Source organism: Phycisphaerales bacterium, from assembly GCA_035627955.1.
Classification (GTDB): Bacteria; Planctomycetota; Phycisphaerae; order Phycisphaerales; family UBA1924; genus JAEYTB01.
This window is the reverse complement of record DASPKU010000006.1, coordinates 307525-328125: the sequence shown is the minus strand read 5'-3', so window position 1 is coordinate 328125 and position 20601 is coordinate 307525. Positions and strand designations below refer to the sequence as shown.

Here is a 20601-nt window from a genome sequence, read left to right as displayed (position 1 = left end):
CGCATTTCGCTCTCCTCGTTTCGCTACACTGGCCCCCATGACCACCGCCCCCAGCGCCCCGCCCGCGTCTCCTTCGTTCCCCGCGTTCCGGCCGCTGCCTTTCATGGGCGTGATCCGCGTCAACAACGAGGCGATGAAGAACGGCTGGAAGATGGGCGCGCCCGACTGGGCGAACCTCGGCCAGGGGCAGCCAGAAATCGGCGAACTCGAGGGCGCGCCGGCGCGCTTCGATGAGCTCGAGATCGACACGCCCGACCACGGCTATGGGCCGGTCGAGGGCATCCCGGAGCTGCGCGAGGCGGTGGCGGCGCACTACAACCGCCTCTACCGCAAGAACCACCCGTCGCAGTACACCGCAGCCAACGTGATGATCGCACCCGGCGGCCGCGCGGCCCTCACCCGCATCGGCGCGAGCCTGAGCGACCTCACGCTCGGGTACTTCACGCCCGACTACACCGCCTACGAGGACCTGCTCGTCACCTTCAGCCGCATCCGCCCCACGTGGATCGAGCTGCGCCCGGAGAAGAACTGGCGCATCGGGCACGAGGAGCTCGACGCCCGCGTGGTGAAGGAGAAGATCGGGGCGCTGCTCATCAGCAACCCATGCAACCCGACGGGCGCGGTCGTCAGCGGGCGCGAGCTCGCGGCCTGGACCGAGATCGCCCGCACCCGCAACTGCACGCTGCTGATGGACGAGTTCTACTCGCACTACTCCTTCGCGGATGGACGGGTGCGGCCGTCGATATCCGCGGCCCAGTGCGTGCGCGAGGTCAACACCGACCCCGTCGTGATCATCGATGGCCTGACCAAGTGCTTCCGCTATCCGGGGTGGCGCGTGGGCTGGGTGGTGGCGCCGGTGCCGATCATCAACGCACTCACGGCCGCGGGCAGCTTCCTCGACGGCGGGCCGTCCCGCCCCATCCAGCGGGCGGCGGTGATGGTGTTGGAGCCCGCGCGGGCGGATCAGGAGACGAAGGCGACGGCCGTGGAGTTCGCCCTCAAGCAGCACCTGACGATCACCGCACTCCGAGGCATGGGCATTGAGGTCCCTGGCAAGCCCGAGGGCACGTTCTACGTGTTCGGCGACATCAGCAAGCTGCCCGAGCCGCTGAACACAGGCGAGGGCTTCATGTACGCCGCGTTCAAGCACAAGGTGCTCACCGTTCCCGGGGAGTACTTCGATGTGAACCCGAATCGCAGCCGCCCGGCGCCCTCGCCGCTCCGTGGCTTCGTGCGGTTCAGCTTCGGCCCACCCCGCAAGGTGCTGGAGGCCGGCTTGGGTCGGCTGGCCGAGATGGTCGCCAAGTACCGCAAGAACGCCTGAGTGCACCGGTCCGATTGCCGCCTGAAGGCATGGCGGCCGGGTATCATCGGGTTCCTGTCAGACCGTAACTTTTCCAGTGCTCAGCGCGGAGACGTTTGTGGATCAAGTCGGCGTGATCGCCGCGACTCCTCCCTCGGCCGACATCGCCCCCGGTGATGCCTTGGTGCGTGCGCCGCGCGGGATGGTCCGCAGCTTGGTGGAGACCACCAAGCCCGGGATCACCCGGCTCGTGACGGTGACGTCGATGGTCGGCTTTGTCATGGGGGCGGTGACGGGCAACTGGACCATTGGCGAGCTGCTCGTGACCGGGCTGATCTGCATGGTCGGCACGGCCCTCTCGGCGGCGGGCGCTAACTCGGTCAACCAGTGGATGGAGCGCGAGCGGGACGCGGTGATGCCGCGGACTCAGCGACGGCCGCTGCCGCAGGGGCGGGTGACGCCGGGTGCGGTCCTCGCGACGGGCGTAGCGCTGTGCGTGGCGGGCGTCGCGGTGCTGCTGCTTGCCGGGCCGATCCCCAGCCTGATCTCGCTGGCGTGCGTGGTCAGCTACGTCGCGCTGTACACGCCCATGAAGACGCGGACCACGCTCGCGACCTTTGTCGGCGCGATTCCCGGGGCGTTGCCGCCGCTGATCGGATGGACTGCGGCCAACAAGGGCGGCGGGTTTGAGTCGATCCTCGAGGCCGGCGGGCTGTCGCTCTTTGCCATCATGTTCATCTGGCAGATCCCGCACTTCATGGCGATCGCCTGGATGTACAAAGAGGACTACCGCACCGGCGGGTACATGGTGCTGCCGGTGGTGGACGAGAAGGGGCTGTGGACGGCGCTGACCGTCGCCCTGTGGACCCTCGCCCTCATCCCCGCGACGATCTTCCCCGCGAAGGTCATGCCCGAGCTGCTGGGGCTGCCGTACATCGTGATCGCCGGCGGCGCGGCCATGTTCTTCGGAGCGCTCGCGGTACGGCTGATCGTTACGCGGACACGTTCCGCGGCCCGGGCCGTGTTCTTCGCGTCTATCGCCCACCTGCCGCTGGTGCTGCTGGCGATGACGGTGGAGGCGGTGCTGCGGACGCTGCTGTAGGGCCTATGGCCGACTCCCTGCTCAGGATCATCGACGCGAACGCCAACCGCGCCCGCGAGGCGCTGCGGGTGATGGAGGACGTCGCCCGGTTCGTGCTGAACAGCACGGAGCTTTCGAAGGGGCTCAAGCACCTGCGGCACGACTTCCAAGGGGCCGTCGAGCTCCTGCCCGCCGACCGCCTGCGGCTGCTGGCGGCGCGAGACACGCCCGGGGACGTTGGTACGGTCATCAAGACGCGGCCCGAAATGTGCCGGGAGGGCGTGGCACGGATTGCCGCGGCCGCGGGGTCGCGACTGACCGAGGCGCTGCGGTCGCTGGAAGAAGCGGCGAAGGCACTTACGGCCCCGGGGGCGGCGGCGGCGTTCGAGCAGGTGCGGTACCGCGCGTATACCTGGGACCAGCGGCTGGCCCTTGCGTTGGGGGCGTTCGACCGGAGAAGGCAGTGGCGGCTCTGCGTGCTGATCACCGAGTCGCTGTGCCGGGTGCATGGCTGGCAGGAGGTGGCCCGGCTTGCCCTTGAGGGCGGGGCCGACTCCCTGCAGCTGCGTGAGAAGACGCTCGACTCTCGCGAACTGCTAGAACGCGCCCGCATCCTGGTGCAGCTCGCTGCTCCGCACGGTGCCGCGGTGATCGTGAACGATCGGCCCGACATCGCCCTCCTCGCCGGCGCTCAGGGCGTGCACGTTGGCCAGACCGATCTCCACGTGCACGAGGTGCGGCGCATCACGGGGTCCCGCCTGCTTGTGGGAGTTTCGACTGAGAACATGGAGCAGGCGGTCGCGGCCGTGGAGGCGGGGGCGGACTACTGCGGCGTGGGGCCGATGTTCCCGACGACCACGAAGGGCAAGCCGCGCATCGTGGGTCCGCAGTACCTCAAGGACTATCTGCGGGACGAGCGGACGCGGGAGGTGCCGCACCTGGCGATCGGCGGGATTACCGCCGAGAACATCGGACGGCTCCTCGAGGTGGGCGTGCGGGGCGTGGCGGTGTCGTCGGTGGTGTGTGGAGCGGAGGATCCGGCGGCGGTGTGCCGGAGATTGGTTGGGGCGATTTCCACAGCGCCGGTGTCGGGGCCCTGAGGTCTACTGCTGCACCACCGTGGAGCGGCGGGGTACGCGGGCTACCTTCCTGACGTGCGTCTGATCACCTGGAACATCCTGCACGGCGGCGGGCCCAAGCGGCTGCCGGAGATCATCCTCTCGCTGCTGGCCCACAAGCCCGACGTGGTGGTTTTGACCGAGTTCCGAGTGACGCGGGGCAGCTCGATCCGCGGCGTGCTCAACGACCATGGGCTGGAGTTCCACCTCACCTCCCGCAGCACGTCGCGCGTCAATGGGATCCTGATAGCCTCGCGCGTGCCGCTGCTGCCGGTTCTGATCGCGGGCGCACCGGAGAATGGGCGCTGGCTCGCCGCGAGGCTGCCGGAGCAGAACCTGACCGTCGCGGGCGTCCATGTGCCCGATGACGCCGACGCGCCGGGGAAGCGCTCGTACTGGGAGTTCCTGCTTGGCGCCGCCGAATTGTGGAAAACTACGGACGCGGTGATCCTCGGCGACTTCAACACCTCGCGCCGGGGGCTCGACGGCGGGCCCAAGTCGCAGCGGTGCACGAAGCAGCTCGAGTCGCTGCTGGGTCGGGGGTACGTGGACGCGTGGCGCTCGCGGAACCCCGACAAGGCCGAGTACTCGTGGTTCAGTCACGACGGCCAGGGGTGGCGGATCGACGCGGCGTACCTGTCGCCGCCACTCGCGGAAAGGCTGCAAAATGCGTGGTATTCACAGTTTGAGCGCGAGGCAGGGCTGTCGGACCACGCGCCGCTGCTAGTGGACCTGAGCCCGGCGGCGCTCGCCCATGGCGTGGGGTGCGCGAGCGCGGGGATGCCCAATCACCGGCACAAAGCGGGGCTTTTCGGAGGGGCGGCGTCCCCCACCGGCTGAGAAACCAGCGCATTTCCCTTGAAACTGTGCAGGTGCGGCAGGGGGAGCGCCGAAAAAGTGCTTGAAATCGGGGGTTTTCCACCCCCGGCACCTTGCTGACCTGCCGCGGCGCTGATACAACGCGGCACAGCACTCGCGGAAAACGTGTGGTTTTTCGGAGAGAAACCCCTTCCTTTACGGAGAAAGACAGATGGCGAAGAAAGCGAGCAAGAGCACGGCCAAGGCCGCCCCCAAGCCGGCCAAGATCACCCCCGCGTCCAAGCAGCGCAAGAAGACGGAGATCTTCACGCTGATCGCCGACAACGTCGGGATCAGCCGCAAGCAGGTCGCCGGCGTGTTCGACGTGCTCGGCCGCATGATGGCGGCGGACCTGGCCAAGCCCAGCGCCAGCCAGAACCGCGTGTTCGTGGTGCCCGGCATGATGAAGGTGCAGTCGATCTACAAGGCCGCCACCAAGGCCGCGCAGAAGCCCAACCCCTTCAAGCCCGGCGAGATGATGACGGTGAAGGCGAAGCCCGCCCGCACCGTGATCAAGATCCGCCCCCTCAAGGGCCTGAAGCAGATGGTGTGAGTGGCCTGAGGCTCACCCCATCAGTGATGTGCTGAACGCAACGCCGTCCGGAAGGGCGGCGTTGTTGTTTCGGGAGCTGGCAAGTGAGGGATTGAGGGAGTGGGAGGTCGCCCGTCAATCCTTCAATGATCACTGGCCAGCGGAGGACGGGGTCTCGCCGAGGCCGTTCCGTAGAACGTCGGCTGCCTTCTCGAGCGTGCTCTTCACCCTGATCAGCTCGTCAGCCAGCATCTGCTCGCTGCGACGTGCGATGGCCGCGTTGATGCCTGGCAGGATCCACGAGCTGTAGCCGGAGTCCTCGTCGGGGGCGGCGTAGCTGTTGCGGAACCAAGGGCGGTCCGGGAGCCCCTCGGGCGTGAGCCAGAGCCGGTCGAGCCTCATCAGGTGGGCGTTGGCCGCGTGCGGGGGCAGGTTGCTCTTCTCGAACTCCGACCACGCCTGCTCGAACTGATCAGCGGCTTTGTGGAGTACGTCAAACGAAGCCGCGACGCCGGCGGTGTGGGGCGGGTAGATCGAAGCGGCGATCGTCTTCTCCTTGAGAACCGCCGCCTTGGCCCGGACGTCATTGGCCACCGGAGCAAAGTCGAGCGGGAGGCGCTCCTGGTACGCCAGCCGCTCCACTGTCTGCGCCGTCACCCGCGCCACCATCCGCGCTGATTCGTAGTCGGTCCCCACCGTCTTCCAGTACCACGGCAGCGTGTCGTATGCGGAGTGGTACGAGTTCCCCTTCGAGCCGCTGCCGCCCATGGAGCAGCTGGGAACACCGGCGTGGCAGAGGAACGCGACGTGGTCGCTGCCGCCGCCGAGGTCGCCGAAGGGCGGGATGCCGTCGCTGGTCTTGGTGCGTTCGCGCCACGCGTCGAGGACGGTTTTTCCCGCCTGTTTGGGCTGAGGGACGCTGGAGGCCGCGTCGGCGATGACCCTGCGGAGGCTGGGAGAGGCGGCGCTGCCGAAGTCCAGGCCCATGGAGGCCATGTCGAGGTTGATGTAGGCGATGCCGTTCTTCGTGAGCTCGTCGCGGTGGGCCTCAACCCATTCGCTGGAGCCGATGATGCCGAACTCCTCGGCGTCCCACGCGGCGAACACGATGGTCCGGAGCGGGCGCTCGCCTTTTTTCTCGAGCTCGGCGAAGGCACGGGCGCACTCCATCATGGCAATGGTGCCCGCGAGGGGGTCCGCGGCGCCGTTGTTCCAGGCGTCATGGTGGCAGCCGACGATGACCAGCTGCTCGGGGTAGGTGCTGCCCTCGATGCGGGCGATGACATTCGAGGCCTTCTTAACTACGCGCTTCTGTTCGACCTTCAGCCGCACCTTGAGCTCGTCGCCGCCTTCAATGCGGTAGGTGAAGGGCAGGCCACCCTGCCAACCTTCAGGCACGGCCTCGCCGGTCATACGCGAGAGGATCTCATTTGCCGCTGCGTAGGACGCGGGCTGCACGGGGATGCGGGGCAGCGCGACCTCGCTCTCTTTGAGGCGCTCGGCCTCTTCTGTCGCGGGCCTGCCCGGGGTGAGGGGGTCGCCCTGCCAGGGCAGCGTCACGATCGAGCCGCGCTGGATGCAGCAGTCGTTGGCGTAGCCGCCCTCGGGGTACACCAGGCCCTTCATGTACCCGCTGTCCGCGGGGTCGGTGTAGATGATGAGGCCGGCGGCTCCCGCGGCCTCGGCGAACTTGGCTTTGTAACCGCGGTAGTTGCCGCCGTAGCGTGCCAGGACGATCTTGCCTTTGACGCTGACGCCCATCGCCGCGAGCTTCTCGAAGTCCGCCTTGGTGCCGTAGTTGGCGTAGACAACGCCGGCCGTGACCTCCCCACTGCCGCTGTAGGCGTTCCAGCCGAAGCCGATCTTGGCGCTGTCGGGGTCGCCGCGGACGGGTTTCTCGGCGAGGTCGAGGGTGAGACGCTCGGGGGCGATCACTTCCAACTCGGCGGCGATGGGCTCGCAGAGCAGCGGGTAAAAGTCCCATACCTCGGTCTTGAGGCCAAGGCCCTCAAAGCCCGCGCGAAGCTTCTCCACGACGCGGGCGCTGCCCTCGGTGCCGGCGATGTGGGGCTCCTTCGCGAGGTCCATGTGCCAGGCGCGGAGGGCCTCGGGCGTGATGAGGTCGTTGATGGCCACGCGCAGGTCAAGGCGGCCAAAGTAGCCCTTGATGGTCGCGTCGTGCTCGCGGGGGACCCCTTCGTGCACGAGTGGGCTGGGCGCGTCGCCGGGCTGTCCAAGGGCCAGCATCACACACATCGCCGTGGTCAGCATGCCGCTACGGGTACCACCCCCCGGCGCACGCGTCAACTACCATCGCTCATGCTCATCAACCGGGCCCGCCCCGCGTCCGTCGCCCTCGAGACCACGCTGCTGCTGCACGGCGTGCCCAGGGGCCAGGGGGAGCCCCTCGCGTACGAACTCGCCCGCATCGTGCAAGATCGTGGCGCTCACCCGTTGCTGGTGGGGGTGGTGGCCGGGCGGCCGACGGTGGGGCTGACAAACGAAGAGCTGACGGCGCTACTCGCGGCCGACGGGGTGCCGAAGGCCAACTCTTCGAATCTCGGGGTGTTCATCGCGCGCGGGCGGCACGCAGCGACCACGGTGAGCACGACGATGGAGCTCGCGGCCGCGGCGGGCGTGCAGGTGTTCGCGACGGGTGGGCTGGGCGGCGTGCACCGCGGGTATGGGGAGCACCTGGATATCAGCGCCGACCTCGCGGCCTTCACACGCTTTCCGGTTGCGGTCGTCACCAGCGGCGTGAAGTCGATCCTCGACGTGGAGGCAACGCGGGAGGCACTCGAAACGCTCGGGGTGCCGGTTATCGGATGGCAGACGGACCGGTTTCCTGCGTTCTACCTGCGGGAGAGCGCGGCCGGCGTGGACGCCCGGTTCGATGACATCGGCGAGCTTGCCGCGTACGTGCGGCATGAGCTCGCCCGCACGGGTCGGGGGATCGTGGTGTGCAATCCGATCCCGGCGGCGAGTGAGCTCCCGCGGGCCGATTGGGACCGCTGGCTGGCGGAGGCGATCAACGAGGCCGAGCGGGCGGGTATTGCAGGCCGGGAGACGACGCCGTTCCTGCTTGCCCACCTCCACGGGGCGTCGGGCGGGGCGACGCTGCGGGCCAATCTGGACCTCGTTCGGAGCAATGCGGCCCTCGCGGCGGAGTTGGCGCGACGGCTGGCCCCAGGAGTGACCGCCTGAAGGGGTCGATTTCTGGATTGTGGGGTTTGGGGCCATGCCTTAAGATGAGGAAAGACCTCTCGGCCCGCCGCTGGCGGGGTACAGGGGTCCGGGCATCTGGTCGATGTCCCTTTGTTTCACTGGCGAGGAGAGTCGGACACGTGAGCAAGACCGCCGCAATCGCCTCCCCGTTGTGGGCCTGTTCCGCCCTGCTGGCCGCCGTGGCGGGGCTGGCTGTGCCGTGCGTGGCTCAGGACAGCGTGTCGCGGAACAGCGACGGCGGGTCGGGGCTGCCGGGGGATGCGCTCAACCCGTGGAACATCGGCCCGGGGATGCGCAGCAACTACGTGGTTGACCTGCGGGAGTTCAGGACGTCGGCGGGAACGACCTTCGGCGTCGCTCCGATCATGAAGTCGGGGAAGACCAGCGCGGCCCGGTTCACGGCCCTCAACGGCACCTCGACGATCTCGGCGGCGGTGAAGACCGGGGCCACCCCGCTGGCGAGCTCCTACACGCTTTGGAGCGCGGCGGGCGGGGGGCTGAACACGAACGAGAACATCGCGTCGCTCAACTCGACCGTGCAGCCACCTACGCAGGCGACGGTGTTCGGGGTGGGGCTGATGGACTTTGACGAGATCGTGGTGGGCACGAGCAACGTGTTCGTGAACCAGCTGTACGCAGGGCTTGCGGCATTTGACCCGGAGAACCCATCGCGTCTTTATGTGACGAGAATTCACGCCGCGGCGAACAGCACGAACGGCGCCACGGATCGGTCGCAGCTGGGTCTGGGTGCGATCGATGCGGACGGCAACCTGAGCTTCCGGGCCGACAGCTTCGGATCGACCGGACCAGCGGCGAGTTTGCTGGTCGGCGACAACTACTTCCGTGTGCGGGCTCCCGCGCGCGGCACGACGGTCAACCTGATCGACAACAACGGAGGCAGTAACGGGCCCGCGACGGACTGGGTGCTGGTGCGCGATCCGGTCACGCACACCGTGCCCACGGCCGTGCCGGCGAACCTCGCGGGACGGCCTGTGGTCGTGGGGTCGGACCTGCTGAGCAATGCCCGCACCGAGACCTCGGCCAACGCGATCACGTCCTCGACGGCTCACCGTACGGGGACGATCGATCATCGCGGGGCGCCGTCGTTCACCGCACGCACCCTGTTCGCGGGCACGGTGGGCACCGCGGGCATCCTCACCCGCGGTAACTCCGGCGCGGGGAAGACTGATTCGATCAGCCTGTGGGGCGTGAATACGAGCGGCGCACCGACCGCCACGCGGACCGTGTCGCTGCCGTCGTCGCTCACCGACCCGTGCATTGCGTACACGTGGAACCTGGGGAACGGCGACTTCCGCGGTTACGAGAGCCAGACCATTTTCCGCGGCGGCTCCGGGCCGGTGGCGATCACCAGAGATCGGCAGGGGCGGGCCCTTGTCGCGTCAGTGGTGTACCACGGCAGCATCGGCGGCTCGGCCAACCCGCTCGGGGCGATCGCTGTAGCCCGGTTCGACCCGACGAACGCGAACTCGCCAGTGACGTGGTCGAACGCCGCGTGGATTGATGTGAGCCAGACCACGGGCAAGCAGCTTTTCGGTGATTATGGGCTGGACGGCGCGCCCGGCACCAACGACACCGGCGAAGGCGACGGAGTGGTTGACGGGAACGACGCGTCGATCGGGCGGCTGGCATCGCTCAGCGAGAATCCCTTTGCATCGGCGGGGCCGTCGATCTCCTCACCGACGTTTGACGCCGCGGGGAATCTGTACTTCATCGCCTCTGTCTCGCTCAAGAAGCGTCTAGGCGCACAGGTGCTGGAGGTGCCGAGCATCGCCCTGATCCGCGGGCTCTACAACGAGGCGAGCTTCTGCTACTCGCTGGAAGTGGTGCTGGAGATGGGTTCAGTGTTCGCCGGGCGCAACTCGGGGACCAACTACCAGGTGCAGGTCCTCAACCTGTCGGACGCGGACTCCGCGTCTTCGGCGTCGATCTGGTCCGGCAGCGCCACGCAGCAGGCGTGGAACAACGTCGATCCGACAACGATGGAGCCAGGGGATCCGCGGCAGCTCGGGGGGCTCGTGCTCTCCGCACGCGTCTGCTATGACATGGACGGGAACAGCGTGTTCGAGGACCCCAGCGTTCTCAACAATAACCCCGCCAGCGCCGACGAGTCGTACAACGTCGTGATGTACGTTGGCTATGTTCCCACACCCGTCGTGTGCGGCACGGCCGACTACAACCAGGACGGCGACATCGGGACGGATCAGGACATTGAGGCGTTCTTCGCGTGCATCGGCGGCAACTGCTGCCCGACGTGCCAGAGCGCCGACTTCAATGGCGACGGCGACACCGCGACGGACCAGGATATCGAGTCGTTCTTCCGCGTCCTGGGCGGCGGGCCCTGCTGAGCGTGTCTGCCTCGCGTGCGAGAGGCCTCAGCCTCCGAGCTTCCGCAGCTCGGCCATGGTCTGCTTGAGCTGACGCTGGAGCATGCTCACCCGCAGCAGCGAGCGAACCCGCGTGACCAGCTCCAGGCGGTTGACCGGCTTAGTCAGGAAGTCGTCGGCGCCGCTCTCCACCGCCCGCTCCACGTCGGCGACTTCGTTCAGAGCCGTGACCATCACGACCGGGATATCCCGCAGCCCGGCATCCTTTTTGATCTTTGAGCACACCTGAAACCCGCTCATGCGGGGCATCATGACGTCGAGCAGGATCAGGTCCGGCCGCCGCTTGCCCAGTTCGTCGAGAGCCTCGATGCCGTCGGCCGCGGTCCTCAGCTCGCACCCTAGTTCCTCGAGGTATGCCAGCAGCAGCTCAAGGTTCTGCTCGTTGTCATCCACGAGGAGGACGGAGCAGCCCTGCACGTCGAGCTCGGGGGAGGCGGGGGCGGCGGAGACTTCTGATTGGGTTTTGTCAGGCACTGGGGGCTTCCTGATGAGCTTCGAGGCTCCCTACATCCTACCGGGGTGCAACCCAGCCGGCGGGGCTGGCTGTAAACCTGCCGCCCGTATGAACCTAGTGCTGGACCGGGTGAAGGATCGGGCCAAGAATCCCTCTGGTGCACCCCCACACCAACTCTGGCGTGGCGCACCCGCAAGCTCAGCGTCCTCCCTTGCTTGTGGCAGCAGTCAACGGAGTCCACCCATGTCGGCCCCATCCAAGACACGTCTTGCCTGGCTGGACCGCTACAAGGCTCCTACACCCGACGACCTCCTCGCCCCCTTCAACAAGCAGTCCGCCGCGCTGATCGAGCACACCCGCCAGAAGCTCCGCGCCTGCGAGGGCGTGAAGGAGGACATCGCCTGGCACGGGGTGTGGAACTGGGCATTCGTGTACCGCATGAGCGGCGACGCGGAGCGCGCGTGGGCGTACCTGATCCCCGACCCCGCGAAGCCCCGGGTCGTGCTCCCCGTTCTGGATGACGCGCTGCCGGAGCTGCCCATCCGCAAGCTGACGAAGTTCATCCGCGACGGCCTGACGCACGCTCCCATGGTGGACGGCCTGCGCTGGGCATCATGGGACCTGCTCAATAAGACGCAGGCGGATGACATCGTGTCGCTTGCGCAGATGCGTCCGCGGATGGCCGGCTCGGAGCGATAACGCGGTACTCTCTGGCGCGGTTGCAGCCGTCGGCGGCGGTTCGCCGATCTGTGTGCGTACGCACCTGCAACTTGGAGCAGAGATCACCCATGAAGGTTCCCCACGCGCTCGCAGCGGCCGCGGCAACGATGATGGTTCTAGCGGGGACGGCGCTCGCCCAGCCGCGCTCACTGAACGATGAGGTCTCCCGCTCGCTCGGGGGCATGAGACTCGGCCCCACGCAGGTGGGCATCAGCCTCGTGGACCTCGAGACCGGCGACGAGCTGGCCGATGTGCACGCGGATGTGGCCTTGACGCCCGCGTCGAACATGAAGCTGCTGACGACCGGCGCGGCGGTTTCGGTGCTCGGGCCGGACTTCACCTTCAAAACCGAAATTATCCGGGATGGGACGCGCCTGATCGTTCGGGGTGCGGGTGACCCGGCGCTGGGCGACCCGCTGGTGCTGCAGGAGTGTCAGCCGAAGTTGACGGTGGGCGACATGCTCGGTGCCCTCGCCTCGGCGGTCGCGAAGTCGGGGATGACCGAGGTGACCGAGATCATCGTGGATGACCGCGTGTTCGACCGCGAGCTCGTGCACCCCTCGTGGCCGGTCAACCAGCTCGACCGGCCGTACTGCGCGCAGGTGAGCGGCGTGAACTTCCACGCCAACGTGCTGTCGTTCTTCCCTGGTCCGGGAATCCAAGGCGCGGGCACGCCGCCGGTGTACTCCACCGAGCCCGAGGCGCCGTGGGTACGGGTGGACGTGCGGGCGAGGACCATCGTCGACGGGAAGAACAGCGCGTGGATCACGCGGGAGGCGGGCGAGGACCGCTTCGCCCTCCGCGGCGATGTCCGTTTCCAGACGCAGCAGCCAATCGACATCACCCTGCAGGACCCCGCGATGTTCTTCGGGCGCCTGCTGGCTCACCAGGTGAGCAAGGCGGGCGTCAAGGTCTCGCAGGGTGCGAGCGGGATGAACGTGCGGCTGGCACAGCCGCAGGAGTCGCTCGCGGGCGGTCGCGCGATCGCGGCGGTGCACACGCCGATCGCGGATGTGCTCCGCCGGTGCAACGCGGACTCCGAGAACATGTACGCGGAGGCGCTGCTCAAGCGCGTGGGTCACGCGGTGACCAAGGACTCGGGCTCCTGGAACAACGGCGGCTCGGTGCTGCGGATGGTCATCGGGCAGAAGCTCGGACCGACGTACGCGGCGTCGACGACCATCTCCGACGGCTCGGGCATGTCGCGCGGCAACCAGGTTTCGCCCGCGACGTTTACCAAGTGGCTCGGCGAGATGGCGGAGGACGCGAAGGTTTGTGAGGTGTACACCGAGTCGCTCGCACGCCCGGGCATGGGCACGCTCCGCAACCGGTTCAAGGACGGCAAGCTCAAGAACGAGCTGCGGGCCAAGAGCGGGTACATCGACGGGGTGCGCTGCCTCTCGGGCTACGTGATCAACCCCAGCACCGGCCGCCGCGTGGCGTTCAGCGTGATGGTCAACGACATCAAGACCGATGACCAGACCCGGGACGCCCTGCGGCTCCACGAGGCGGTGGTCAAGATCGCAGACCAGTGGCTGACGCAGAAGAGCGCCCAGCCCGAGCAGGTGAAGGTCGGTGGCTGAGCGTTGGGACGGCGCGGCGTCTACTCCTTCGCCGCGCCCGCGAACGTGACGGGGCTGCGATATCCGTCGCGGTCGTAGGCACGCACGCCGAAGAAGAAGTTGTCCTTGCTCTCGCTGACGGTCACCTCGGTGGCGTCCCCCACGTCGCGCGAGTGCTGCCAAGTTGGGCTGGTGGTGTCGCGCCAGACCAGCTCGTAGCCGGCAACGTCGAACTCGGGGCTCTTGCTCCAGCGGAGCGTGGTGGTCACGTCGAGCTTAGCGGTGATGATGCGGACGTTCTCGGGGGAGCTGGGGGCGTTTGCGAGGTTAACGAGCACGGCCGCGTTGAGGCGGGTGACGTTGGCGAGGTAGTCGAAGTCCACCGAGTCGGGCAGGTCGCCGAACTGCACCTCCTTTCCGTCAACGATCTCGATCCGCGGCGTCTGATGCTGGTGGCGGTAGTCCTCGTGCACCTCGGTGAAACGCACGGCGGCGAAGCCCGCATCGTTGAAGGGGATGTGGTCGCCGCCTCGCATGAAGCGGTCCTGGCGGAAGACGAGCATGGGCTGCACGACGGTGGCTTCGCGCCGGGAAACATCGACGATATAGCGGGCGAGCTGGCGGCTGGGCGAGTCGTTCTCGCTGCTGATCTGGCGGATGCGGGCGAGCTGCTCCGCGTTGGGGTTGCGGGGCAGGCCCTCTGACAGCACCCGGATGAGCGTGGGCGTGGACTGGTCGCGGTTGCCGTTGGGCCCCCACGGGTCGCCGACGATGTCGTTGTTGAGCACGCCCCGGATGTCGGCCTTTTTCGCGGCCGCGGTTTCCGCGTGGTAGCGGGCGCCGACAAGCCCCTGCTCCTCCCCCACCGTGCACAGGAACACGACGGTGGATTCGAGCGGCGTCTTTGCGAGCACGCGGGCGATCTCCATGACCGCGACGGTGCCGGAGGCGTCGTCGTTGGCGCCGGGGGCGTCGCTCTGGGCGTCCATCACGTTGGTGGGCATGGAGTCGTAGTGGCCGACGACGTAGTAGAGGCGGCCGCTGGACTCTGGACTACTGCCCTTGAGGACCGCGACAACGTTCGCGACCTTCGTGGGCTCGGGGATGCGTACTCCCTTCGGGGCGGTGAACTCCTCCAAGGACACCTCGAGGGCGCCGGCGGGGCCGCCATTGATGCCGGCGTTGAAGGACTCGAAGTGTGACTTGATCCAGCGGCGGGCAGCGCCGACGCCGCGCTCGCCCTCGGTCGCGGAGAGGGTGTGGCGGGTGCCGAAGGAGACGAGCTTGTGGTTCATCTCGCGGAGCGACTGCGGCGAGATCGCCCGCTGGACCTGCGTTGCGACGGGCGAGGGACCACCGGGAATTTCCTGGGCGATCGCGTGGGTGGCAGTCAGCAACGCCGATCCGGCGAGGAACGCGAGCGCGGGCGCGTGCAGGATTCGCATGGGAGCCTCCTGTGAAGGGTGCGAGCATACCTCGGCGGACGCGGGGCGGTGACCCGTCTTCCTACCATCCGGCGATGCGCAGGCTCTACCTGGACAACGCGGCCACCAGCTTCCCCAAGCCGCCGGGCGTGTACGAGGCGATGATGGACTACGGCACACGCCTGGGGGCGTCGCCGGGGCGGGGGCACTACGCCGAGTCGCGCGAGGGGGCACGCCTGATCCGCGAGTGCCGCGAACGGCTGAACACGCTGATCAACGGCGAGAGCGCGAACCACATCATCTTCGCGCTGAACACGAGCGACGCCCTGAACCTGGCGATCAAGGGCGTCGTGCGGCACCGCGTGCGCGAACATCCGGGCCGGCCCGTGCACCTGCTGACGACCGCAATGGACCACAACTCGGTGCTGCGGCCCTTCAATGCGCTTGCCGAGCATGGGGCGGAGTGGCGGTACCTGGCTTGTGATCCTGAGACGGCGCTGGTGAACCCGGCGGCCGTCGCCGCGGCGATCACCCCCGACACTGCCCTCGTCGCGGTCAACATGGCGAGCAACGTGACAGGCACGCTGCAGCCGGTCGCGGAGATCGGGCGAATCTGCCGCGAGCGGGGGGTGCTGTACCTCATCGATGCGGCCCAGGCACTGGGGCATGTGCCGGTGGATGTGCGGGCGCTGTCGTGCGACTTGCTGGCGTTCCCGGGGCACAAGGGGCTGATGGGTCCGCAGGGCACGGGCGGGTTGTACATCCGGCCGGGTGTCGAGCACCTCGTCGCGACCACGCGCGAGGGCGGGACGGGGTCGTTGAGCGAGCACGATGTGCAGCCGTCGAGCCTGCCAGAGAAGTATGAGGCGGGGAGCCACAACACGATCGGGATTGTGGGCCTCTCGCGGGCTGTGGAGTGGATTCTGGATCGCGGCGTCTCTTCGCTGCGCGAGCACGAGCTTGGCCTGATCGAGCTCATGACCGACCTGTTGCACGCAGGCGGGGCGCGGGTCCAGGGACGGGAGCCGCTGGACGGACCTCTGTCGGCTCTGCGGCTGGTCGGGCCGGGCGACCCGCCGGCCCGGGTGGGCGTGTTCTCGCTCACGCACGACACCATGCCGCCGGCCGAGATGGCGGTGATGCTCGAGCAGCTGGGCGTACTCGTGCGGTCGGGCATCCACTGCGCACCCCACGCCCACGCCACGGTGGGGACGCTCGATAGCCACGGGGCGTTCCGCCTGTCCTTTGGACCGTTCGTGACCGAGGACGATGTACGCTTCGCCTGCGGTGCTTTGGCGGAGGTGTGCGCCGAGGTGAGCGCGGCCGCGCCGCCGGTGCGGGCCTGACCCTACCATCCCGGCCCATGGCCAAGCGAAACGACCGTGAGCCCGAACCGCCCCGCGTCGCTGTCGTCGTGTCGCGCTACAACGCGACCGTTACGGAGCGGCTGCTGGATGGTGCGCTTACTGCGTACGCCGATCGAGTCGGGGTAGGAGCGGTGGATGTGATCACGGCACCCGGCGCGTTCGAGCTGCCGGCGCTGTGCCTGGGCGCGGCCCGCGAGGGTGCGGAGGCGGTGGTCGCGCTCGGGTGCCTCATCAAGGGCGAGACCATGCACGACCGCGTGATTGCGGACGCGGTGGCGCAGGGGCTCATCAACGTGACCATTGTCACCGGCGTTCCGGTCACCTTCGGCGTGCTGACTGTCAACAGCGCGGCACAGGCGATGTCCCGCTCGGGCGGCAAGGAAGGAAATAAGGGCGCTGACGCGATGAACGCGGCGCTGGATGTTCTTCAGGTTTCGAATGGAGAGCGGGCCGCATCATGGGCCGGCGGCGCGGGGCTACCGTCGCCGGTGAAGGATAAGCTGAAACGGAGCCCGCGCCGATGAGCACGCCCAAGTCACCCGAGGAACTGCGGACGCTGGCCTACACCGGCGTGTTCCAGCTCTCCGGGGCGGTCGAGGGCGCGGTGTCGGGCGGTGTGACCGGAGGTGAGGACGAGCTGTCGCAGCTACCCCGTCGCGCGGCCGACCAGGTGATGAACATGGCGGCGCGGCGGTTGGCGTTCCAGCTGCTGTACGAGCTGGACCAGAAGCGCCCCGGCGACGCGGACGCGGCGATGGTGGTGCGCGACGCGCTCAAGGGCGTGCGCGACCTCGGCCCGGTCGCGGCGGAGGTCGTGTCCGAGCTTGTGCTGGGGGCGTGGTCCGCGCGGAGCGCCGCCGACGCGGAGTACCGCGAGCTCGCGCCGGAGTGGCCGACGCACCGGCAAGCGGCCGTCGATCGGGCGTTGCTGCGGCTGGCGCACTTCGAGATGAGCAGCGGCCGCAACCCGGCGAAGGTCGTCGTGAACGAGACGGTGGAGCTGGCCAAGCACTTTTCCACCGAGAAGGCACCGGGGTTTATCAACGCGCTGCTCGACAAGGTGATGAAGCGGGTCGAGAGCCGCCCCAATCTGGCGAGCGGCGGCGAGGCCCCGGGAGAAGCGGCGCAGGGATGAGCTTCTTCAAGTCCATCTTCGGCAAGGTCAAGCAGGGCTTCGAGAAGGGGCTGGAGAAGACCCGCGAGGCGTTCGTCACCGGCGTCACCGGCGTCCGCTCGCTGCTGCTGGGCCGCAAGCTCGATGAGGAGCTCATCAAAGAGCTCGAGAACCGCATGCTCTCGGCCGATGTGGGCGTGAAGACCACGTCGCGCCTGATCGAGAACATCCGCGCCGATTACCACTCCGGGAAGATGACCAGCGGCGATCAGGTGCTGGATTACATGAAGTCCGAGATCAAACGGCTGTGGCCCGCGGAGGAGCGGTCGCTCAAGCTCGCGCCCATCGGACCCACGGTGATCCTGATGACCGGCGTCAACGGCGTGGGCAAGACGACCTCGATCGCCAAGCTGTGCCAGACGCTGCGGTCGCAGGGGAAGTCGGTGATGCTGGGCGCGTGCGACACTTTTCGCGCGGGCGCGGTCAAGCAGCTCGAGGTGTGGGCCGAGCGGCTGGGCGTCGAGGTTGTCAAGGGTCAGCAGGGCGGTGACCCCGCGGCCGTGGCGTTCGACGCCTGCGCCGCGGCCAAGGCCCGGCGCGTGGATGTGCTCATCCTGGACACCGCGGGGAGGTTGCAGACGCAGGACCCGCTCATGAGGCAGCTGGGCAAGATCCGCAATGTGATCAGCAAGCAGATCGAGGGCGCGCCGCATGAAGTCCTGCTCGTGCTCGACGCGACCAGCGGTCAGAACGCGTTGCGGCAGGCCGAGGAGTTCGGCAAGGTGGCGGGCGTCACAGGCATCTTCCTGAGCAAGCTCGACGGGACGGCCAAGGGAGGGATTGTGATCGCCGTGCGTGAGGTGACCTCAATCCCGGTGAAGTTCGTTGGGGTGGGAGAAACGCCTGAGGACGTGCAGCCATTCGACCCTGAGGCGTTCGTCGAGGCGCTGTTCGCGGCCTGATTGCCGTGCTTGCATCCTGTGGCGTTTGCCATGGCCTTCACCAGCCCTCTTTCAGGTGGTTATCGCCATTGACTCCGGTGGTAGACTCGGCCGCACGGAGGTGCCCCGTGGTTCGAGTTCTCGTCGCTGCCGCCGCTGCGATGATCCCCGCCGCTTCCACGCTCGCCACGTGGTCCATCCTGCTGGTGGACACCCGCACAGGCGAGATCGCTGTTGGCTCTGCGACGTGCCTGACCAACCTGGACCTTCAGGCGCTCACGCCGGTGCTGGTGGTAGGCGTCGGCGCGTGCACGGCACAGTCGGCCGGTGACACCTCGCAACTCAACCGTACGTTCATCCGCGACCGCATCCTGGACGGAATGCCTCCCGGGGACATCCTCCAGGCGCTCAACCTCTTTGACCAGGCGCACTTCACTCGCCAGTACGGGTTTGTCGATGTGCGCGGGAACGCCGCGACGTTTACTGGTGCCGGGGCCGGCGAATGGGCGGGCGGGCAGACGGGTTCGTTCTACTACAGCTACGCGGGTCAGTCGGGGCAGATCGTGTACGCCGTGCAGGGGAACGTGCTGACCGGCGCACCGGTGGTGGAGGCCGCGGTGCAGGCTATCCATGCAACAGAGGGTGATGTCGCGGCCCGGTTTATGGCAGGAATGGAAGCGGCTCGGCTGATGGGCGGCGATGGGCGCTGCTCGTGCCCGAGCGGGACCACCACGTGCGGGGCTCCGCCGGCGAGTTTCACGAAGTCGGCTCACATCGGCTACATGCTGATCGCCCGTGCCGGCGACCGCGACGGAGCCTCGGGCGTGTACCTCGCCAGCGTGAACCCGGCGGAGTTCGCGGTGGCTGACATCACGGGTGACGGCAAGCCGGAGGTCGCGGCCACGCCTTCGGGCTCAACCAACGCGTTCATCCTCACGAACGTGACTCCCGCGGGGTCGCCGTTCGCACGCTTCTCGCCGGCAACCGCGGTGCCGGTCCTCTCCGGCACACGCATCGTCGACTTCGCGGACTTCACGGGTGATGGCGTGCTGGACCTGCTTGCGGTGGGAACTTCGGCGGCGAGCGTCAATCCCGGGCTTGGGAACCTCACATTCGGCCCTCGCCGCGACACGGCCATCCCGATGACACCGCTGCTGGCGCGGGTCGGCGGCATCACGCCAGGCAACGGCCCTGATGTGGTCGCGCTGAGCACGACCAGCAGCACGCTGATGACCCTCATCAACGACGGGGCCGGCACGCTGGGCGCCCCGCTCACCATGGCTGCGGGTTCGAGTTCTACCGCGGTTTCATTGACCGATGTGGATGGCAATGGGAGTACGGATGCGCTCGTTGTTTCCAGGGGCAGCACGCCCCGGCTGCTGGTGTACAAGGGCAACAACAACGGCACGTACACGCCAGGCACTCACGCGGTCATTCCTCTCGTGTCGGTCGGCCTTGCGACGGCAGACTTCGACCACGACGGCGATGTCGACGCGGCGGTCGTGTCCCAGAGCACGCCGCGAATGCTGACGATCTACAGCAACAACGGCGCGGGCGTGTTCTCGCTCGCGGGCACGCACAACCTTGACCTGACCCCCACCAGCGTGGTGACGGGCGACTTCAATGGCGACACGCACGCGGACCTCGCGGTCCTGACGTCCACGAGTCAGTTCATGCACTTCCGCGGCAGCGGGACGGGCGCGTTTACGCTGCTCGGTCTCAGCCATCTTGGGTTCGCGAGCACGCGCCTGGTTGCTTCGGACCTGACCGGAGACGGTCGCAGCGACCTTATTTTCAACGCACCGGGCAGCGGCGTTGGGATCACGACACCGCGGGCTGACGGCACGTTCGCGGCAAAGGGTGGCACCGCGGGCGGCGACTACTTCATGTCGCTGAATGTGCCGAATACCATTGCCGCTGACCCGGACCCGGTACTCACGCTGCGGACGCAGTTTGACGCCTGGCGCACATCGCTTGAGGGTCGTGTGGACGCGGTTCAGAGCCTGGTGGAGACCACGCGGCTGCAGACGTACGGGGCGGGGGCGCGCTCAGGGGTGATGCGCGTCACGCTCCGCGACTGGCGCGGCCAGACCGTTACAGGCGCGGGCCTCGCTCTGAGCGTCGCCCGTATGCCGGGCGGGAGCGGCGCCGTGACCGCCGGGCAGGCCATGCAGGTCGCGCCCGGAGTATTCGAGCTATCGCTGACGAGCATGGGCGACTCGCTCGCGCCGGATCAGTTCGAAGTGGCCGTGCAGGACGGCACGCGGCGCGTGCTCCTGATGCCGCGGGTCAGCGTCCGGCAGTGGCAGTGCCCGGCGGACTTCAATGGCGACGGTGAGTCCGGGACCGATGACGACATCATGGCTCTCTTCCGCTGCATCGGCGGGCACTGCTGCGAGCTGTGCCTGGACTCGGATGTGAACGGGGATGGCGACGCCGCGACTGATCAGGACATCGAGGCGTTCTTCGCGGCCCTGGGCGGCGGCTGCGGCTGAAA

At 67.9% G+C, this 20601-nt stretch carries 17 protein-coding genes; 14 read left to right on the top strand and 3 right to left on the bottom strand.

Going from position 1 to position 20601, the window contains the following annotated elements:
• The first annotated feature begins 37 nt into the window (after positions 1–37).
• The 5 genes from VD997_05940 to VD997_05920 all read left to right on the top strand — a co-directional run bounded on the left by VD997_05940 (position 38) and on the right by VD997_05920 (position 4913).
• Positions 38–1324, top strand: coding sequence for a pyridoxal phosphate-dependent aminotransferase (locus tag VD997_05940; GenBank protein HYE61516.1), 1287 nt, complete (start codon positions 38–40; stop codon positions 1322–1324).
• Positions 1325–1421: 97 nt separating this feature from the next.
• Entirely contained in the window at positions 1422–2405 is a 984-nt protein-coding gene (gene cyoE, locus VD997_05935) for a heme o synthase (protein HYE61515.1), read from the top strand.
• A gap of 5 nt (positions 2406–2410) precedes the next feature.
• Positions 2411–3484 carry a thiamine phosphate synthase gene (gene thiE / locus VD997_05930; protein HYE61514.1) on the top strand — a complete coding sequence of 358 codons (1074 nt, stop codon included), beginning with the start codon at positions 2411–2413 and terminating at the stop codon, positions 3482–3484.
• Positions 3485–3538: 54 nt separating this feature from the next.
• Positions 3539–4342 (top strand): endonuclease/exonuclease/phosphatase family protein, encoded by an 804-nt coding sequence (locus VD997_05925; protein ID HYE61513.1) that lies wholly within the window; start codon positions 3539–3541, stop codon positions 4340–4342.
• Positions 4343–4532: 190 nt separating this feature from the next.
• On the top strand, positions 4533–4913 hold the full coding sequence (locus VD997_05920) for an HU family DNA-binding protein (protein HYE61512.1): 381 nt from the start codon (positions 4533–4535) through the stop codon (positions 4911–4913).
• 129 nt (positions 4914–5042) lie between these two features.
• Here the strand turns inward: VD997_05920 and VD997_05915 are convergent, their stop codons facing one another.
• Positions 5043–7163, bottom strand: a complete 2121-nt coding sequence (locus tag VD997_05915) for a M28 family peptidase (protein HYE61511.1) — start codon at positions 7161–7163, stop codon at positions 5043–5045.
• A gap of 48 nt (positions 7164–7211) precedes the next feature.
• On the opposite strand from VD997_05915, the gene VD997_05910 reads away from it, so the two are divergent.
• Together VD997_05910 and VD997_05905 are read left to right on the top strand one after the other, a co-directional pair.
• Positions 7212–8096 (top strand): pseudouridine-5'-phosphate glycosidase, encoded by an 885-nt coding sequence (locus VD997_05910; GenBank protein ID HYE61510.1) that lies wholly within the window; start codon positions 7212–7214, stop codon positions 8094–8096.
• Positions 8097–8236: 140 nt separating this feature from the next.
• The gene (locus VD997_05905; GenBank protein HYE61509.1) at positions 8237–10483 is read left to right on the top strand and encodes a hypothetical protein; all 2247 of its coding nucleotides are present in this window, start codon (positions 8237–8239) and stop codon (positions 10481–10483) included.
• 27 nt (positions 10484–10510) lie between these two features.
• Here VD997_05905 and VD997_05900 read toward each other — a convergent pair whose 3' ends face one another.
• Positions 10511–10996: a response regulator gene (locus VD997_05900; GenBank protein ID HYE61508.1), complete on the bottom strand. Its 486-nt coding sequence runs from the start codon at positions 10994–10996 to the stop codon at positions 10511–10513.
• Between the two features lie 223 nt (positions 10997–11219).
• On the opposite strand from VD997_05900, the gene VD997_05895 reads away from it, so the two are divergent.
• Both VD997_05895 and dacB read left to right on the top strand, forming a co-directional pair.
• Positions 11220–11675, top strand: a complete 456-nt coding sequence (locus VD997_05895) for a hypothetical protein (GenBank protein ID HYE61507.1) — start codon at positions 11220–11222, stop codon at positions 11673–11675.
• Positions 11676–11764: 89 nt separating this feature from the next.
• Entirely contained in the window at positions 11765–13279 is a 1515-nt protein-coding gene (gene dacB, locus VD997_05890; GenBank protein ID HYE61506.1) for a D-alanyl-D-alanine carboxypeptidase/D-alanyl-D-alanine-endopeptidase, read from the top strand.
• A 20-nt stretch (positions 13280–13299) separates the two neighbouring features.
• On the opposite strand, the gene VD997_05885 is transcribed toward dacB, so the two are convergent.
• Positions 13300–14703, bottom strand: coding sequence for a M28 family metallopeptidase (locus tag VD997_05885; GenBank protein ID HYE61505.1), 1404 nt, complete (start codon positions 14701–14703; stop codon positions 13300–13302).
• A 74-nt stretch (positions 14704–14777) separates the two neighbouring features.
• Between VD997_05885 and VD997_05880 the strand changes: the two genes are divergently transcribed.
• The 5 genes from VD997_05880 (at position 14778) to VD997_05860 (ending at position 20599) form a co-directional block, all read left to right on the top strand.
• Positions 14778–16028, top strand: a complete 1251-nt coding sequence (locus VD997_05880) for an aminotransferase class V-fold PLP-dependent enzyme (protein ID HYE61504.1) — start codon at positions 14778–14780, stop codon at positions 16026–16028.
• Between the two features lie 17 nt (positions 16029–16045).
• Positions 16046–16573 carry a 6,7-dimethyl-8-ribityllumazine synthase gene (ribH, locus tag VD997_05875; GenBank protein ID HYE61503.1) on the top strand — a complete coding sequence of 176 codons (528 nt, stop codon included), beginning with the start codon at positions 16046–16048 and terminating at the stop codon, positions 16571–16573.
• Complete coding sequence (gene nusB, locus VD997_05870) at positions 16570–17184, top strand: transcription antitermination factor NusB (protein HYE61502.1); 615 nt, start codon at positions 16570–16572, stop codon at positions 17182–17184. The genes ribH and nusB overlap by 4 nt, the downstream gene beginning before the upstream one ends.
• Positions 17181–18125 (top strand): signal recognition particle-docking protein FtsY, encoded by a 945-nt coding sequence (ftsY, locus tag VD997_05865; protein HYE61501.1) that lies wholly within the window; start codon positions 17181–17183, stop codon positions 18123–18125. Before nusB ends, ftsY begins: the two co-directional genes overlap by 4 nt.
• A gap of 107 nt (positions 18126–18232) precedes the next feature.
• The gene (locus tag VD997_05860) at positions 18233–20599 is read left to right on the top strand and encodes an FG-GAP-like repeat-containing protein (protein ID HYE61500.1); all 2367 of its coding nucleotides are present in this window, start codon (positions 18233–18235) and stop codon (positions 20597–20599) included.
• Positions 20600–20601: the final 2 nt, after the last annotated feature.

Coding starts and splice junctions, on each gene's coding strand:
- VD997_05915 (HYE61511.1), bottom strand. CDS start 7,163: ATGCTGACCACGGCGATGTGTGTGATGCTGGCCCTTGGACAGCCCGGC.
- ftsY (HYE61501.1), top strand. CDS start 17,181: ATGAGCTTCTTCAAGTCCATCTTCGGCAAGGTCAAGCAGGGCTTCGAG.
- VD997_05940 (HYE61516.1), top strand. CDS start 38: ATGACCACCGCCCCCAGCGCCCCGCCCGCGTCTCCTTCGTTCCCCGCG.
- nusB (HYE61502.1), top strand. CDS start 16,570: ATGAGCACGCCCAAGTCACCCGAGGAACTGCGGACGCTGGCCTACACC.
- VD997_05880 (HYE61504.1), top strand. CDS start 14,778: ATGCGCAGGCTCTACCTGGACAACGCGGCCACCAGCTTCCCCAAGCCG.
- VD997_05895 (HYE61507.1), top strand. CDS start 11,220: ATGTCGGCCCCATCCAAGACACGTCTTGCCTGGCTGGACCGCTACAAG.
- VD997_05910 (HYE61510.1), top strand. CDS start 7,212: ATGCTCATCAACCGGGCCCGCCCCGCGTCCGTCGCCCTCGAGACCACG.
- VD997_05885 (HYE61505.1), bottom strand. CDS start 14,703: ATGCGAATCCTGCACGCGCCCGCGCTCGCGTTCCTCGCCGGATCGGCG.
- VD997_05920 (HYE61512.1), top strand. CDS start 4,533: ATGGCGAAGAAAGCGAGCAAGAGCACGGCCAAGGCCGCCCCCAAGCCG.
- ribH (HYE61503.1), top strand. CDS start 16,046: ATGGCCAAGCGAAACGACCGTGAGCCCGAACCGCCCCGCGTCGCTGTC.
- dacB (HYE61506.1), top strand. CDS start 11,765: ATGAAGGTTCCCCACGCGCTCGCAGCGGCCGCGGCAACGATGATGGTT.
- thiE (HYE61514.1), top strand. CDS start 2,411: ATGGCCGACTCCCTGCTCAGGATCATCGACGCGAACGCCAACCGCGCC.